Genomic DNA, 15283 nt, shown 5'->3' on the forward strand with positions numbered 1-15283 from the left:
TCGACCTGTGTGCGCCCTGTGGACGCTGAGTCAAGTTTCCATAACCGCGCGTTTCCGTGGAACGCTGTGCCCCGGCGATGACGTTGGGTCCGGTGGCCCCTCGTCAGCTTTCCGCGCCGGGCGGGCCCCGGCCGGAACGAACAGGTGCTGCGGACCAGAAGGAGGTGCGGCGTGTCGACGCCGCTTGCCGACACGACCAACCCCGACCTCGGCCTGCTGTACGCCGTCAACGGCCTGGCCAAGAGTTCCCCGCGGTGGCTCGACCACCTGGTCTCCTGGGTGGGCGAGTACGGCATCCTGATCGGCCTCGCCATGCTCGGGCTGGTGGCCTGGCTGCAGGCGAGACGCCGTCCGGACGCGCCGGTGGCGATCGCCGGGCTGCTCTGGGTGCCGCTCTCGACCGCCGTCGCCGAGTTGGCCAACCTGCCGATCGCCGCGATCGTGGACCGGCCGCGGCCCTTCGTCGACCACCCCGGGCTGCTGGTGCTGGTGGACGGCAAGGCCGGCACCCACTCCTTCGTCAGCGACCACTCGACCATGACGATGGCCGTCGCGGTGGCGCTGTTCCTGGTGAACCGGAAGCTGGGCTGGATCGCCGGGGGCCTGGCCCTGCTGCAGGGCTTCTGCCGGATGTTCATGGGCGTCCACTACCCGACCGACGTGATCGGCGGCTTCGCGCTGGCCGTCGCCGTGGTGCTGCTGCTGGCACCGATCGCGATGGCGGTGCTGGTCCCGTTCTGCCACGCGCTGAGCCGGACGGCCGTCGCCCCGCTGATCCGGGCGCCGGAGCGCGGCGGCACGGCCCGCGGCGCGGCCCCGCGCGGCCGTCGGCGCGGGCGTGGGGCGGTGCGTTCCGAGGAGCAGCCGCCGGAGTCCGACCTGGCGGCCTGAGGGCCGCAGGAATCGGTTCCGGGGAGAGGTCTAGTCCGACTCGCCGGCGCCGTACTCGGCGAGGTGCCCGGCTCCCTCACGGCGGGCCAGGTCGCGCGAGCGGCGGGCCGCGGAGTACCAGCCGCAGCTGCAGGTCGCGAAGGCGAAGGAACCGCGTTCGCTGATCGCGACACGGTGCTCGGGCATCCGGGTGGTGCCGGGGGCCACCGGCAGCTCACTGCGCACGTCGTTCACCGTAACGCCCCGGATGCCCCGCGCGCGACGCCCCCCGGTTTTCCGGACCCCGTAACCGTTCGCCGCTCAACTCGTTTGCCCGGAAAGAGCTCTGCCCACCCGGTGGTGTCCCGGCAGGGCAGTCGGGCCCGAGGGGGTTGTCGCGAGGATGAAGATGACCGACCAGCAGCGAACCGGGCGGCCGGCGCGCCGTCCGGGGCCGCACCCGCGCTCGGCGGCCTGGGCCGCCCTGCTCGCCGCCGTCCTGGCCGTGGGAGCCGCCGGGTGTTCGGGCCACTCCGGCGGCGGCTCCTCCGACCGGGGGGCGGGCGTCCCGGACCAGCTGGCCGGCGACCCGCTGACGGCGGTGCGCAACGCCGCCGACATCACCGGCCGCACCGGCGCCGCGCACACCGCCACGGAGTTGGTCACCGAGTCCGCGGAGAAGAAGGCATCCTTCACCGGGACCGGAGGCTACGACTACGTGAAACGGATCGGCCGGCTGGAGGTCCAGGTGCCGCCGGGGGCGGCGACCACCGGGAAAATCGTCGAGGTGGTCCTGCCGGGCACCGTCTACCTGCAGAACAGCGGCGCGAAGGTGCCCGCGGGCAAGTGGGTCAAGCTGGACGTGCGCCAGCTGCCGGACGGCAACCTGGTCAGCAGCGGCGCCACCGACCCGGCCTCGGCGGCGGGGGCGCTGCGCGGGGTTCAGAAGGCCGACCTGGTCGGCACCGAGACCGTCGGCGGCGCCTCGCTGCACCACTACCGCGGCACCCTGGACCTGGCCAAGGCGGCCGACGCGACCGGCGGTCGGGGCGGGGACGGCCTGCGGACGGGCGGTCAGACCTTCACCGTGAAGGAGGTCCCGTACGACGCCTGGCTGGACGACCAGGGCCGGCTGCACAAGGTGGTCGAGGTGTTCACCTTCGCCGGGGTCGCCGGGTCGAAGGAGGCCAAGGACCAGGTGAAGGTGACCTCGACGACCTCGCTGTCGGACTTCGGCAAGCCGGTCGAGGCGGCCGAGCCGTCGACCTCGGACATCTACCAGATGAAGCCCTCGGAGAGCCCGAAATAGGGTGTTTCCGACAATTCGCGTCGGATCGGCGTGCGGCGTTGGGGTACGGGCATCGCAAGGCGGAGGACGGGGGCACCTCCCGGCCGAAGGCTGGGCGCCGCCGGCGACCGACGACAACGCGGCGAGGTGCGTGCCCCGACGTCGCGCGCCCGGCGGGAATCGTCAGACACGCCCTGGGTCCGTCGGGGCAGTGCTCCGGCGCCGGGGCGAGACGGGGCGCCGCCGGAGCGGGTGACCGTCCGGGGAGCGACGGCCACCCGTTTCGGCGGCGCCGAGATGGCCCGTCCGTGCCATGTGGACGGGCCCCGGAGTGCCTAGGCTGGAGGTCGGGTGGCTGCCGCCCGGGCTGGCGAGGCACTGAAGGGGTGGTGCAGGTGGTGTCGTCCACGGGCGACCGCAGCGGCGGCCACGACGACGCGGCCCTCGACGAGATCGAGCTGGCCGGCGAGCTGATGATCGCCGCGACGGCCAGCAGCGGTGACCGACTGCCGACCGAGCGGATCGACGAGGTGCTGCTGGACCGGGTGGACCCGGGCCAGGGTCAGCGGGAGGGCGACTAGCGGACGGCCCGGGGGCTCAGCTGCGCAGCAGTCGACCGATCGCGGCCGAGGCCTCCGCGACCTTGGCGTCCAGCTCGACGCCGCCCTGCTCGGCGGCCGCGGCGACGCAGTGCCGCAGGTGCTCCTCCAACAGCGAGAGCGCGAAGGACTGCAGGGCCTTGGTACTGGCCGAGACCTGGGTGAGCACGTCGATGCAGTAGACGTCCTCGTCGACCATGCGCTGGAGGCCGCGGATCTGGCCCTCGATCCGGCGCAGTCGCTTCAGGTGGGCGTCCTTCTGGGCGCTGTACCCGTGCGGGCCGTGCCCGCCCTGATGTCCTGCGGCGGCCGCGGGTACGGCGGGGGTGCCGGCCTGCGGGTCGGTCCCGTGCGCGTGGTCCGGCTCGGTGCGCGCTTGCGTCGTGGTCATCGGCCCGCCTTCGTCTGAGTGCCTGGTGGCTGCGTCGGCCACCAGTGTCCAACACCGGGGCCTTCCGCGGTGTTCCGACGGCCCACCCGGCATGTGCCGAAGGGCCTGGTAGGGGGCCCCGCGCGGTTCACCCGTCTGAGCGGCGCCCGGTCCCGCGCGCGCACGACCGGGACAATCCGGTCGAGGTTCCGTCAGACTGTGGCTGATGTCCGCACGTGGCTGTGCGGTCCGGGGCGACCGGCGCGGCAGCCGAACGGAAGGGGAGGATCCGCCTCCCTCCTTGCCACCCGTTTGCGCGATTGCGCTTGGTTGCACCTAGCATCGTTCAGTCCCTACCCCGCACATCGGAGATTTCCGTGCGTTTTAGCCTGACCCCGAAGGAGACGAGCTTCTACGACATGTTCGCCGCCGCCGCGGAGAACCTCGTCGTCGGATCGAAGCTCCTGCTGGAACTGCTGGGATCAGACGTGTCGGCCCGCGCGGAGATCGTCGAGCGCATGCGCGCCGCCGAGCACGCCGGGGACGACACCACCCATGCCGTCTTCCACCAGCTGAACTCCTCCTTCATCACGCCCTTCGACCGCGAGGACATCTACAGCCTCGCCTCGTCGCTGGACGACATCATGGACTTCATGGAGGAGGCCGTCGACCTGGTCGTCCTCTATGACATCCAGACGCTGCCGAAGGGGATCGAGCAGCAGATCGAGGTGCTGGCCCGGGCCGCCGAGCTGACCGCCGAGGCGATGCCGAACCTGCGCAGCATGTCGAACCTCACCGAGTACTGGATCGAGGTCAACCGGCTGGAGAACCAGGCCGACCAGATCCACCGCAAGCTGCTCGCCCACCTGTTCTCCGGCCAGTACGACGCCATCGAGGTGCTGAAGCTCAAGCAGGTCGTGGACGTCCTTGAGGAGGCGGCGGACGCGTTCGAGCACGTCGCCAACACGGTGGAGACCATCGCGGTCAAGGAGTCCTGACCCCCGTGGACATGGCAGCACTCATCGCCGTCATCGGCGTTGCGTTCTTCTTCACCTACACCAACGGCTTCCACGACTCGGCCAACGCGATCGCCACGTCGGTCTCCACCCGGGCGCTCACCCCCAGGGCCGCGCTCGCGATGGCCGCGGTGATGAACCTGGCCGGTGCCTTCCTGGGCAGCGGGGTGGCGCACACCGTCTCGAAGGGGATCATCGAGACGCCCTCCGGCAACCAGGGGATGGCGATCCTGTTCGCCGCCCTGGTCGGCGCGATCGCCTGGAACCTGATCACCTGGTACTTCGGCCTGCCGTCCTCCTCCTCGCACGCGCTGTTCGGCGGCATGGTGGGCGCGGCACTGGCCGGCGGCGTCGGGGTGATCTGGAGCGGGGTCCTCGACAAGATCGTCATTCCGATGATCGTCTCGCCGGTGGTCGGCCTGATCGGCGGCTTCCTGGCGATGCTGGCGATCCTGTGGATCTTCCGCCGGGCCAACCCGCACCGCGCCAAGCGCAACTTCCGGGTCGCCCAGACCGCCTCGGCCGCCGCGATGGCGCTGGCGCACGGTCTGCAGGACGCGCAGAAGACCATGGGCATCGTGGTGATGGCGCTCACCATCTCCGGCCACCAGACCACCGGCGACATCCCGGTCTGGGTGAAGATCTCCTGCGCGACCATGCTCTCGCTGGGCACCTACGCGGGCGGCTGGCGGATCATGCGGACGCTCGGCCGCAAGATCATCGAGCTGGACCCGCCGCAGGGCTTCGCGGCCGAGGCCACCTCCTCGGTGATCATGTACATCACGTCGTTCGTCTTCAAGGCGCCGATCTCCACCACCCACGTCATCACCGCGGCGATCATGGGTGTGGGGGCCACCAAGCGGATCCGCGCGGTGCGCTGGGGCGTCGCGAAGAACATCGTGCTCGGCTGGTTCATCACGATGCCGGCGGCCGCCATCGTCGCAGCGCTGATGTACTGGTTCGTCCACCTGTTCTGGGGCTGAGGCCCGGACGGCCCGTTCGCCGCCGCGGGCCGGCGGCGAACGGACGGACGACACAGCAGGGCCCGCCCCCACATCTCGGGGGCGGGCCCTTCTTCATGTCCCGCGGCGGCACCGCCATGCAGCACCGCGGGACAGCTGGGGTCCGGCTTAGCCGAAGCGGCCGGAGATGTAGTCCTCGGTCGCCTGGACCGACGGGTTGGAGAAGATCCGCTGGGTGTCGTCCAGCTCGATCAGCTTGCCCGGCTGGCCCACGCCGGCCAGGTTGAAGAAGGCGGTGCGGTCGCTGACGCGGGCCGCCTGCTGCATGTTGTGGGTCACGATGACGATGGTGAACTGCGACTTCAGCTCGCCGATCAGGTCCTCGATGGCGAGGGTGGAGATCGGGTCGAGCGCGGAGCAGGGCTCGTCCATCAGCAGGACCTGCGGCTCGACCGCGATGGCGCGGGCGATGCACAAGCGCTGCTGCTGACCGCCGGAGAGGCCGGCGCCCGGCTTGTTCAGCCGGTTGTGGACCTCCTTCCAGAGGTTGGCGCCCTTCAGCGAGCGCTCCACCACCTCGTCCAGGACGGCCTTCTTCTTCACGCCCGCGAGCTTGAGCCCGGCGACCACGTTGTCGTAGATCGACATGGTCGGGAACGGGTTCGGACGCTGGAAGACCATGCCGACCGAGCGGCGCACGGCGACCGGGTCGACGTTGGAGGCGTACAGGTTCTCGTCGTCCAGGAGGACCTTGCCCTCGACCCGGGCGCCCGGGATCACCTCGTGCATCCGGTTGAGGGTGCGCAGGAAGGTGGACTTGCCGCAGCCGGACGGGCCGATGAAGGCGGTCACCGAGCGGGGTTCGATGCTCATCGAGATGTCCTCGATGGCCTTGGTGGTGCCGTAGTAGGCCGACAGTCCGCTGACGTCGATGCGCTTGGCCATGATCGTTGCTTCTCTCGTCTGTCTTCGTACGTCAGTCGGTCGCTCAGTGTCCGCCCTTGGGCGAGCGCCAGCGTGCGATGCCCCGGGCGATGAGGTTCAGCCCCATCACGAAGGCGATCAGCACCAGCGCGGCACCCCAGGCACGGGCGTAGCCGTAGTCGTTGTTGACCATCGAGTACTGCTGCCAGATGTACATCGGCAGGGACTGCTGCGGTCCGTCGAACGGGTTGGTGTTGATGGCGTCGGCGCCGAACACCAGCATCATCACCGGGGCGGTCTCGCCCGTGATGCGGGCGACCGCGAGCATCACGCCGGTGGTGATGCCGCCGATCGCGGTGGGGAGGACGATCCGCAGGATGGTCTTCCACTTCGGCACGCCGAGTGCGTACGAGGCCTCGCGCAGCTCGTTCGGGACGAGCTTGAGCATCTCCTCGGTGGACCGGACCACGACCGGGATCATCAGGATCGCCAGTGCGAGGCTGCCCGAGAAGCCGGAGTAGCTGAAGCCGAGCGCGAGGTTCCAGAGCGAGAGGATGAACAGACCGGCGACGATGGACGGGATGCCCGTCATGACGTCGACGAAGAAGGTGACGGCCTTGGCGAGCGTGCCGCGGCCGTACTCGACCAGATAGACGGCGGTCAGCAGACCCACCGGGGCGGCCATCGCGGTGGCCAGGCCGACCTGCTGCAGGGTGCCGACCAGCGCGTGGTAGATGCCGCCGCCGGGGCCGGACTGGATCACGCCCTTCATCGAGTGGCTCAGGAAGTTCCCGTTCACCACGCCGATGCCCTGCTGGACCGTGTAGACGGTCAGGGCGACCAGCGGGACGACGGCCAGGATGAAGGCGACCCAGACCACCGAGGTGGCGAGCCGGTCCTTGGCCTGGCGGCGGCCCTCGACCTGGGCCGAGACCAGGTAGCTGGCCACGACGAACAGCAGGGCCGAGATCAGCCCCCACTGCAGGTGGCTCTTCAACCCGCCGACGGCGCCGATTCCGCAGCCGACCGCGATCGAGCCGACGGCGACGACGGGCGGCGTCCACTTGGGCAGCCGGTTGGCGGTCAGCGTCCGGCCGACCGGCCGGGTGTCCGACGGGACGGTCGTGGCGGCGGTCATGCGTTGGCCCCCGAGTACTCCTTGCGGCGGGCGATGATCAGTCGCGCGGCACCGTTCACCAACAGGGTGATCACGAACAGGACGAGGCCGGAGGCCATCAGCGCGTTACGGCCGTTGTCGCCGGCCTCCGCGAACTTCAGCGCGATGTTCTGCGCGAAGGTGCCGCCGCCCGCGTCCAGGACGTGCAGCGACAGGACGCTGTTGGCGGAGAGCACCACCGCGACCGCGATGGTCTCGCCGAGCGCGCGGCCGAGGCCGAGCATCGAGGCCGAGATGATGCCGGGGCGGCCGAACGGCAGCACCGCGGTGCGGATCATCTCCCAGCGGGTCGCGCCGAGCGCGAGCGCCGCCTCCTCGTGCATCCGCGGCACCTGGCGGAACACCTCGCGGGAGACCGCGGTGATGATCGGCAGGACCATGATCGCCAGCAGGATGCCGACGGTGAACAGGTTGCGCGGGGTACCGGTCTTGGTCTGGTCGAAGATGTACGTCCAGCCCAGGTACTGGTTCAGCCAGCTGGTCAGGCCGTCCATGTGCGGGACCAGGAACAGCGCGCCCCAGAGGCCGTAGACGATGCTGGGGACGGCGGCGAGCAGATCGACCAGGTAGGCGAACGGCTGGGCGATCCGGCGCGGCGCGTAGTGCGAGATGAACAGCGCGATCCCGATGGCCACCGGGACGGCGATCGCCATCGCGATGACGGCGCTGACGATGGTGCCGACGGCCAGGACGGCGATGCCGAAGACCGGCTTCGGGGCGTCCGGCGTCCACTCGAAGGTGGTGAGGAAGTTGCCCTGGTTGTTGGTGAGTGCCAGGACCGAGCGCCAGGTCAGGAACGCGGCGATGGCGGCCATGATGACCAGCAACAGGATGCCCGAACCACGGGCGAGGTTCATGAAGATCTTGTCGCCGACGCGGCTGTCGCGCTGTCGGCGTTCCCTGCCTCGCGGGGCGGCAGGGGAGGATGAAGTCATTGGTCTACTCCGGTCTGGTGGCGCCGCCCCGGAAGGGGGTCGGCACCATGGCGGCGGTGCCCCGGACGTTGGTGCTGGGTTGGTGCGTTCCGGTGGGACGGCCCCGGCCCCCCTCGCTCACGGGGCCGTCCCACCGGTGGTACCTGCGGGTCAGGCCAGGGTGGTGATGACGCCGTTGACCTTGTCGGTCAGGGTCTTCGGCAGCGGGACGTAGCCCTTCTCGCCGACGGCCTTCTGGCCCGCGTCGCTGGCGGTGTAGGTCAGGAAGGACTTCAGGGTGTCGAGGGTGTCGGCCTTGTTGCCCTTGTCGCAGACGATCTCGTAGGTGACCAGGACCAGCGGGTAGGAGCCGTCCTCCTTGGTCGCGTAGTCGAGCTTCAGCGCGAGGTCGCTGCCGGCACCGGCGACCTGCGCCTTGGCGAAGGTGTTGGCGGCGTTCTCGGCGGTGGCCGCGACCGGCTTGGAGGCGCCGGTGTTGATCGCGGCGCTCTTCAGGTTGTTGGTCTGGGCGTAGGCGAGCTCGGCGTAGCTGATCGAGTTCTTGACCTGCTTGACCTGGGCCGCGACACCGGCGCTGCCGTTGGCCGACTGGCCGCCCTTGCCCGCCCAGGCCTTGGCGGCCGGGTAGGACCAGGCACCGTTGCCGGCGGCGGCGAAGTACTTGGTGAGGTTCTCGGTGGTGCCGGAGTCGTCCGAGCGGTGGAAGGTCTGGATCTCGGCGTCCGGCAGCTTGGCGCCCGGGTTCAGGGCGGCGATCGCCGGGTCGTTCCACTTGGTGATCTGCGAGTCGAAGATCTTGGCGGCGGTCGGGCCGTCCAGGACCAGGTTGTCCACGCCGTCGACGTTGTAGACCAGCGAGATCAGACCGCCGACCATCGGCAGGTCTATGCCCTGGCCACCGGAGCAGACCGCCTTGGAGGAGTCGACCTCGGCCGGCTTGAGGGCCGAGTCGGAACCGGCGAACTGGATCTTGCCCTGGTTGAACTGCTGGATACCGGCGCCGGAGCCGCCACCCTGGTAGTTGATCGTGGTGCCGGAGCAGGAGGCGTTGAAGGTCGTCTTCCAGACGTCCATCGCCGCACCCTGAGCGGTCGAACCGGCGGAGATCAGCGAACCGGACTTGCCACAGTTGATCGACGAGGCAGCGGCAGAGCCACTGGAGCCACCGGACGCCTTGTTGGTGCTGTTGTCGTCCGAACCGCAGGCGGCGAGCGACAGCGAGCTGACGAGCGCCATGGCACCGATGGCGAGGGCCTTGGAGCGGCCGTTCCGCTGGAGCTTCACAGGGGTGTCCCTTTCTGTGGCATTGCCCGACGCGCGGGCCGTGCGGACACGGCCGAGCGCGGGTTTTGCTGTGGTCCGGGGCCCGTTCGGCCCTCCGGTGGTCCCGAAGTTAGGGCGGGTAAGTGACACGACAGCCGGTCGCAAGTGAACGGGGGGTGAACCTCGAACGGATGACAGGAAACTACGTCACGTAGTAACGGTTGCATCACGGCGAGGACGCGGGTAGATCACTTCCACCGTTCCTTCACCGGCGGCGGCCCGGCCGGACGCACCGGCCTCGCCCCCAGCATCACCAGCAGGGCGTCGATCAGCAACCGGTCGCGGTCGTGCGTCAGCCGGGCCCGGGCCTTCCCGGCCGGCAGCCACTCCAGCCGGTCCACCTCGCGGTTCGGACGGAAGGCACCGCTGGTCGGCACGGCCGCCCAGTACCGGACCTCCTTCGGACGGCCCTGCGCCAGGTAGTGCTGGGTGGGCAGCTCCGGACCGAGCAGGCAGCGGAAGCCGGTCTCCTCCCACACCTCGCGCAGCGCCGCCCCGACCACCCCCTCGCCCGGGTCGAGCTTGCCCTTCGGCAGGCTCCAGTCGTCGTACTTCGGACGGTGGATCACCGCGATCCGCGGCCGCCCCAGCTTGCCGCTCGGCTTCGGCCGGCCCGGCACCCACAGCACCGCGCCCGCCGCCATGACCACCGGGGCGCGGCCCGCCCCGGTGGTGGGGGTGTCCTCTGCCTGCCCGGTGCTCAGGCTCTGCCCGGTGCTCAGGCGGGCCTGCCCAATGCTCAGGCGATCACGCAATTCATGCCGTCCGTGGTGCGGGGGAATGCCCCCAGCCCTCGGCGGGGGGGATCTCCAGCCAGCCGTCCAGGCCGGGCGGGAGGTCGGGCCACCGGCGGCCGAAGGCGTACCGCGCCGCCTCCACCTCCAGTCGCTGATCAGCATGCACCACGCCCAGCACGTACGCGGTCGCGGGGGTGATCCGCGGGGTGCGCGCTGCGGTCGCGGCGGTCACCGCGGCGTCCGCCGCCTCCTGGTGCCGGCCCAGCACCGCGTCCAGCTCGTCCAGTTCGGAGGACGGGCGGCCGCACACCTCCAGCGCGTACCGGGCCCGCTTCACCAGGATCCTCAGCCGGGACCAGGGCGCGTCGTCGGCCGCCAGCGCCGTGTCCGCGTCCGCCGCGCCGCGGGCCGCCGGCACCGCGCCCAACCGGCGCAGCCCGTCCCCGCCGTACGGCGTCGCGGCCCGCTGCAACGGCAGCTGCTGGGCGCTCACGGACATCGCGGTGAACGCGGCCGCCGCCTGCGGCAGCAGTACCGCCGAGGCCCGGCCGCCGGCTGCCTCCAGCAGCGGCGCCTCGCCGACCAGCAGGGTCATCCGGTCCGCCAGCGCGTGCAGCCGGGCCGAGCGGAGCTCCTGGAGCACCGTGGAGTGCGCCCGGGTCCGGGCCAGGGTCAGCTGCCGGTCCAGCAGCGCCCGCGCCTTGGGCGCGCCCGAGTGCCCGGCCAGCATGCCCGTCCCCTCCGGGTCGCTGCCGCTCAGCGAGTCCAGCGCGCCCAGCAGCCGGGCCGAGCGGCGGACGTAACCGGGCTCCAGCGCCAACAGGTTGAGCAGCCAGCGCAGCTCGGTGCGCGACTCCTGCGCCCAGGTCTGCTCGAAGACGGCGCCGAAGGTGTGCAGCAACCCGCCTATCCGCCGGACGGCCCGCAGCAGGTCGGCGGTACCGGCCGCCGGGACGACCGCGGCCGAACCCGGTCTGGCGCCGACCTCGCCCACCGCGAGCGGCAGGGCGCGCAGGAACGCTCCGGCCTGGGCGGTGAGCTGGCGGGAAAGGATGTCCCCGGCGGTCGCGGTGGAGGCCGCCTGGGCCGTCATCGGCGCATCGGTCATGGCGTGGTAGATCCCCGTTCCCCCGGGGCCGTCCCCCGGGGCTGGTGGCCGACCGCCGGAGCAGGTTCCCCTCGGGGCCCTGAGGCCCGGACTGCTCCGGCGGCTCGCATCAGTGGACGCGTCAGCGCGAGGTGGCGGCCCGGCGGCGCTGGCGCGAATCGATGAGCAGGTCCTGGACGTGCCGCAGCGGCCGGCCCTCGGCGTCCTGCGAGTGGCGGGTCCACGCGCCGTCCGGCCCCAGGTGCCAGGACTCGGTCTCGTCCGACACCCCGAGGTCGATCAGCCCGGACAGCTCGGCCCGGTGCGCCGGATCGGTGATCCGCATCAGCGCCTCGATCCGGCGGTCCAGGTTGCGGTGCATCATGTCGGCGCTGCCGATCCAGACCTCGGGATCGCCGTTGTTGCCGAACACGAAGACCCGGGAGTGTTCCAGGAAGCGGCCCAGTATGCTGCGGACCCGGATGTTCTCGCTCAGCCCGGGCACGCCCGGCCGGATCGCGCAGATGCCGCGCACCCAGACGTCCACGGGCACCCCGGCCTGCGAGGCCCGGTACAGCGCGTCGATCACGGCCTCGTCGACGATCGAGTTGACCTTGATCTTCACGTACGCGGGCCGGCCCGCCCCGTGGTGGGCGATCTCGTTGTGGATCCGCGAGACCAGCCCGTCGCGCAGGCCGCGCGGGGCGGTCAGCAGGCGGCGGTAGGACTCGCGGCGCGAGTAGCCGGACAGCCGGTTGAACAGGTCCGAGAGGTCCGCGCCGACCTGCGGGTCGGAGGTGAGCAGGCCGAGGTCCTCGTACAGCCGGGCCGTCTTCGGGTGGTAGTTGCCGGTGCCCACGTGCGAGTAGCGGCGCAGGGTGTCGCCCTCCTGCCGGACCACCAGCGACAGCTTGCAGTGGGTCTTCAGCCCGACCAGGCCGTAGACCACGTGGCAGCCGGCCTCCTCCAGCTTGCGGGCCCACTTGATGTTGGCCTGCTCGTCGAAGCGTGCCTTGATCTCGACCAGGACCAGCACCTGCTTGCCGGACTCGGCCGCGTCGATCAGCGCGTCCACGATCGGCGAGTCGCCCGAGGTGCGGTACAGGGTCTGCTTGATCGCCAGCACGTCCGGGTCGGCGGCGGCCTGCTCCAGGAAGGCCTGCACCGAGGTGGAGAAGCTGTCGTACGGGTGGTGCAGCAGGACGTCGCGCTCGCGCATCGCGGCGAAGATGTCCGGCTGGGAGGCCGACTCGACGTCGGTCAGCCCGCGGGCCGTACCGGCGACGAACTTCGGGTACTTCAGCTCCGGGCGGTCCAGCTCGGCGATCCCGAACAGGCCGGTCAGGTCCAGCGGCCCGGGCAGCGGGAAGACCTCCGCCTCGGTGATGTTCAGCTCCCGCACCAGCAGGTCCAGGATGTACGGGTCGATCGACTCCTCGACCTCCAGCCGGACCGGCGGGCCGAAGCGCCGCCGCATCAGCTCCTTCTCCAGGGCCTTGAGGATGTTCTCGGTGTCGTCCTCCTCCACCTCCAGGTCCTCGTTGCGGGTGACGCGGAAGGCGTGGTGCGCCAGCACCTCCATCCCCGGGAAGAGCTCCTCCAGGTGCGCGCCCATGACGTCCTCCAGCGGGACGTACCGCTGGGGCGAGGCCTCCAGGAAGCGAGCCAGCGACTGGGGCACCTTGACGCGCGCGAAGTGCTTGTGCCCGGACACCGGGTTGCGGACGACCACGGCCAGGTTGAGCGAGAGCCCCGATATGTACGGGAAGGGGTGCGCCGGGTCGACGGCCAGCGGGGTCAGCACCGGGAAGATCTTCTGCCGGAACAGGGTGTGCAGCCGGGCCTGCTCCTTCTCCGCCAGCTCGGGCCAGCGGACCACCTCGATGCCCTCGGCGGCGAGGTCCGGCAGTACCTCCTGCTGGAAGGCGGCGGCGTGCCGGGCCATCAGCTCGCGCGAGCGGGTCCAGATCAGGTCCAGCACCTCACGCGGCTGGAGGCCGGAGGCGCTGCGCTGGGCGACACCGGTGGCGATCCGGCGCTTCAGCCCGGCGACCCGGACCATGAAGAACTCGTCCAGGTTGCTCGCGAAGATCGCCAGGAACTTCGCCCGTTCGAGGAGCGGGATCCCCGAGTCCTCGGCGAGTTCCAGGACTCGCTCGTTGAACGCGAGCCAGCTCCGCTCGCGGTCCAGGAAGCGGCCCTGCGGCAAGGCTTCGAACTCCTGCTCGTCCGTGGTCGGCAACTCCGGCGGGATCCCCAGTGCACTGGACATCCGGGCCGTCGGCGACGGCGGGGCAGAGACAGGGCGGGGGATGCTCATGGGCTCCAGCTCCTCCAGCAGCAGGACGGCGTCCGGACGCGAATGGCTCTGCGGGCCGTCGTCCTCGCTCCGGGTCACCCCCGGGGACAGCGCCCACCCACCGGGCGCGGTCCGTACAGGACCGACCGACGCATGGCGGTCGACTCTGCACGAGCGAGACACTACGGACTTCATCCTGTGATCTTCGCGGCAGCAATTGAATCCACGGTAAACACCGCATGGCCAGGAGGAAAGCTGAGTCGGTCGGAGCAAGGGGCGGTGCCGTTTTCCACCCTTCGCCCGACCGCTCGGGGCGGCCGGATTGTTCCTCCGGTACGGCCGGAACGCCCGTCCTGGACGGTCCGGCCGAACGGGGAGGGTCAGGCCGACCGGTTCGCCTGGTACTGGGCTCGGTACATGAGGTCCACCTCGTGAACGGTGAATCCCAGTCGTTCATATACCCGGACGGCGGCCGGATTGTCGGCGTCGACGTAGAGAAGGACCGTCTCCAGTCCACGCTCGCCGGCCCCGGAGCCGGTCAGGTGACGCAGCCCGGCCGCGGTCAGCGCACGGCCGAGTCCACTGCCCTGCTCGGCCGGATCCACCCCGACCACGTACACCTCACCGAGCTCCGGCTCGGTGGCGGTGGCCGGGTGCACCTTGGTCCAGTGGAAGCCGACCACCTTGCCGTCACGGGTGGCCAGGAAGAAGCCGGCCGGGTCGAACCAGGGCTCGGCGAGGCGCTCGGCCAGGTGCTGCTCGGTCCAGGAACCCTGCTCGGGGTGGTGGGAGAAGGCCAGGGCGTTCAGCCGCAGCCACTCGGCATCGTCCTCGCCCGGACGGAAGGTGCGGAGCTCGATGCCCTCGGGGACGGCGACGGCCTCGGTCTGCGGACCGGTTCGGCGCATCTGCCGCAGCTCGCGGACCAGCTCGGCACCGTACGCCTCGGCCAGGTGCCGGGCCGCCGGATGGCCGCCGTGCACCCAGAAGTCCACCGCGTCGCGGCCCGCCCGGTGGGCTTCCGCGAGCACGGCGTCCACCAGCGGGCGGGCCAGACCGCGGCCACGGACCGCCGGGTCGATGACCAGCTCGGCGGCGGGGTTGGCGGTCGGGCTCTCGGGGACTTCGAGCTGGCCGTAGCCGACGACGGCTTCGCCTTCACTCCGGATGAGGTGGGTGATGCCCGGGCGGGGCGTCTCGGCGTTACGCAGCCGGAGCCGGCCCTGCTCGGACACGGCGGCCCGGCCGTCGACCGCCTGGGCCTCCGCCAGAACACGCAGGGCGCCGTCGCGCTGCTCGGGACGGAGCACGTTGTCCGCAATGACCGCTGTCTGATCGTCCATGCACTGACGATACGTCAACGGAAATGCGAAAAGCCCCCGATCCGAATGGATCAGGGGCTTTTCTGAAGAATTGTTCGGCGGCGTCCTACTCTCCCACAGGGTCCCCCCTGCAGTACCATCGGCGCTGTGAGGCTTAGCTTCCGGGTTCGGAATGTAACCGGGCGTTTCCCTCACGCTATGACCACCGAAACACTATGAAACTGTCGACCCGCCGGCAGGGCGGTCGTTGTTTCAGAACAACACAGTGGACGCGAGCAACTGAGGACAAGCCCTCGGCCTATTAGTACCGGTCAACTCCACCCCTCACAGGGCTTCCATATCCGGCCTATCAACCCAGTCGTCTACTGGGAGCC

Annotated in this window: 15 protein-coding genes and 2 rRNA genes; 5 read left to right on the forward strand and 12 right to left on the reverse strand. The window is 70.7% G+C overall.

The features are described 5' to 3' along the window. The first annotated feature begins 171 nt into the window (after nt 1–171). The gene (locus ABZW30_RS14340; RefSeq protein WP_355671384.1) at nt 172–891 is read left to right on the forward strand and encodes a phosphatase PAP2 family protein; all 720 of its coding nucleotides are present in this window, start codon (nt 172–174) and stop codon (nt 889–891) included. A 30-nt stretch (nt 892–921) separates the two neighbouring features. Here the strand turns inward: ABZW30_RS14340 and ABZW30_RS14345 are convergent, their stop codons facing one another. Beyond that, entirely contained in the window at nt 922–1116 is a 195-nt protein-coding gene (locus ABZW30_RS14345; protein ID WP_355671385.1) for a hypothetical protein, read from the reverse strand. 163 nt (nt 1117–1279) lie between these two features. On the opposite strand from ABZW30_RS14345, the gene ABZW30_RS14350 reads away from it, so the two are divergent. After that, nucleotides 1280–2179: a hypothetical protein gene (locus tag ABZW30_RS14350; RefSeq protein WP_355671386.1), complete on the forward strand. Its 900-nt coding sequence runs from the start codon at nt 1280–1282 to the stop codon at nt 2177–2179. Between the two features lie 374 nt (nt 2180–2553). Further along, complete coding sequence (locus ABZW30_RS14355) at nt 2554–2739, forward strand: hypothetical protein (RefSeq protein ID WP_355671387.1); 186 nt, start codon at nt 2554–2556, stop codon at nt 2737–2739. A gap of 16 nt (nt 2740–2755) precedes the next feature. On the opposite strand, the gene ABZW30_RS14360 is transcribed toward ABZW30_RS14355, so the two are convergent. Continuing rightward, nucleotides 2756–3148, reverse strand: a complete 393-nt coding sequence (locus ABZW30_RS14360; protein ID WP_355671388.1) for a metal-sensitive transcriptional regulator — start codon at nt 3146–3148, stop codon at nt 2756–2758. A gap of 356 nt (nt 3149–3504) precedes the next feature. On the opposite strand from ABZW30_RS14360, the gene ABZW30_RS14365 reads away from it, so the two are divergent. Both ABZW30_RS14365 and ABZW30_RS14370 read left to right on the forward strand, forming a co-directional pair. After that, nucleotides 3505–4125: a DUF47 family protein gene (locus tag ABZW30_RS14365; RefSeq protein ID WP_030059626.1), complete on the forward strand. Its 621-nt coding sequence runs from the start codon at nt 3505–3507 to the stop codon at nt 4123–4125. 5 nt (nt 4126–4130) lie between these two features. After that, a complete protein-coding gene (locus ABZW30_RS14370; RefSeq protein WP_355671389.1) occupies nt 4131–5126 on the forward strand; it encodes an inorganic phosphate transporter in 996 nt (331 codons plus the stop codon). Nucleotides 5127–5273: 147 nt separating this feature from the next. Here ABZW30_RS14370 and pstB read toward each other — a convergent pair whose 3' ends face one another. The 10 genes from pstB to ABZW30_RS14420 form a co-directional block, all read right to left on the reverse strand. Further along, on the reverse strand, nt 5274–6050 hold the full coding sequence (gene pstB / locus ABZW30_RS14375; RefSeq protein ID WP_355671390.1) for a phosphate ABC transporter ATP-binding protein PstB: 777 nt from the start codon (nt 6048–6050) through the stop codon (nt 5274–5276). 43 nt (nt 6051–6093) lie between these two features. Next, nucleotides 6094–7167: a phosphate ABC transporter permease PstA gene (gene pstA, locus ABZW30_RS14380; RefSeq protein WP_355671391.1), complete on the reverse strand. Its 1074-nt coding sequence runs from the start codon at nt 7165–7167 to the stop codon at nt 6094–6096. Further along, nucleotides 7164–8141 (reverse strand): phosphate ABC transporter permease subunit PstC, encoded by a 978-nt coding sequence (pstC, locus tag ABZW30_RS14385; RefSeq protein WP_355671392.1) that lies wholly within the window; start codon nt 8139–8141, stop codon nt 7164–7166. The genes pstA and pstC overlap by 4 nt, the downstream gene beginning before the upstream one ends. 150 nt (nt 8142–8291) lie before the next feature. After that, nucleotides 8292–9425 carry a phosphate ABC transporter substrate-binding protein PstS gene (gene pstS / locus ABZW30_RS14390; protein ID WP_355671393.1) on the reverse strand — a complete coding sequence of 378 codons (1134 nt, stop codon included), beginning with the start codon at nt 9423–9425 and terminating at the stop codon, nt 8292–8294. 227 nt (nt 9426–9652) lie between these two features. Continuing rightward, nucleotides 9653–10108, reverse strand: a complete 456-nt coding sequence (locus ABZW30_RS14395; RefSeq protein ID WP_355671410.1) for an NUDIX hydrolase — start codon at nt 10106–10108, stop codon at nt 9653–9655. Between the two features lie 112 nt (nt 10109–10220). Continuing rightward, the gene (locus ABZW30_RS14400; RefSeq protein ID WP_355671394.1) at nt 10221–11309 is read right to left on the reverse strand and encodes a CHAD domain-containing protein; all 1089 of its coding nucleotides are present in this window, start codon (nt 11307–11309) and stop codon (nt 10221–10223) included. A gap of 121 nt (nt 11310–11430) precedes the next feature. Continuing rightward, entirely contained in the window at nt 11431–13608 is a 2178-nt protein-coding gene (locus ABZW30_RS14405) for an RNA degradosome polyphosphate kinase (protein WP_355671411.1), read from the reverse strand. Nucleotides 13609–13967: 359 nt separating this feature from the next. Then, nucleotides 13968–14930, reverse strand: a complete 963-nt coding sequence (gene mshD, locus ABZW30_RS14410; RefSeq protein ID WP_355671395.1) for a mycothiol synthase — start codon at nt 14928–14930, stop codon at nt 13968–13970. Nucleotides 14931–15002: 72 nt separating this feature from the next. After that, nucleotides 15003–15119, reverse strand: a 5S ribosomal RNA gene (gene rrf, locus ABZW30_RS14415). Between the two features lie 71 nt (nt 15120–15190). Then, a 23S ribosomal RNA gene (locus tag ABZW30_RS14420) occupies nt 15191–15283 on the reverse strand; the annotation flags it as partial.

Source organism: Kitasatospora sp. NPDC004669 (assembly GCF_040609455.1).
Lineage (GTDB): Bacteria > Actinomycetota > Actinomycetes > Streptomycetales > Streptomycetaceae > Kitasatospora.

Coding starts and splice junctions, on each gene's coding strand:
- ABZW30_RS14350 (WP_355671386.1), top strand. CDS start 1,280: ATGACCGACCAGCAGCGAACCGGGCGGCCGGCGCGCCGTCCGGGGCCG.
- ABZW30_RS14360 (WP_355671388.1), bottom strand. CDS start 3,148: ATGACCACGACGCAAGCGCGCACCGAGCCGGACCACGCGCACGGGACC.
- pstB (WP_355671390.1), bottom strand. CDS start 6,050: ATGGCCAAGCGCATCGACGTCAGCGGACTGTCGGCCTACTACGGCACC.
- pstA (WP_355671391.1), bottom strand. CDS start 7,167: ATGACCGCCGCCACGACCGTCCCGTCGGACACCCGGCCGGTCGGCCGG.
- pstC (WP_355671392.1), bottom strand. CDS start 8,141: ATGACTTCATCCTCCCCTGCCGCCCCGCGAGGCAGGGAACGCCGACAG.
- ABZW30_RS14395 (WP_355671410.1), bottom strand. CDS start 10,108: ATGGCGGCGGGCGCGGTGCTGTGGGTGCCGGGCCGGCCGAAGCCGAGC.
- ABZW30_RS14400 (WP_355671394.1), bottom strand. CDS start 11,309: ATGACCGATGCGCCGATGACGGCCCAGGCGGCCTCCACCGCGACCGCC.
- ABZW30_RS14405 (WP_355671411.1), bottom strand. CDS start 13,608: ATGAGCATCCCCCGCCCTGTCTCTGCCCCGCCGTCGCCGACGGCCCGG.
- mshD (WP_355671395.1), bottom strand. CDS start 14,930: ATGGACGATCAGACAGCGGTCATTGCGGACAACGTGCTCCGTCCCGAG.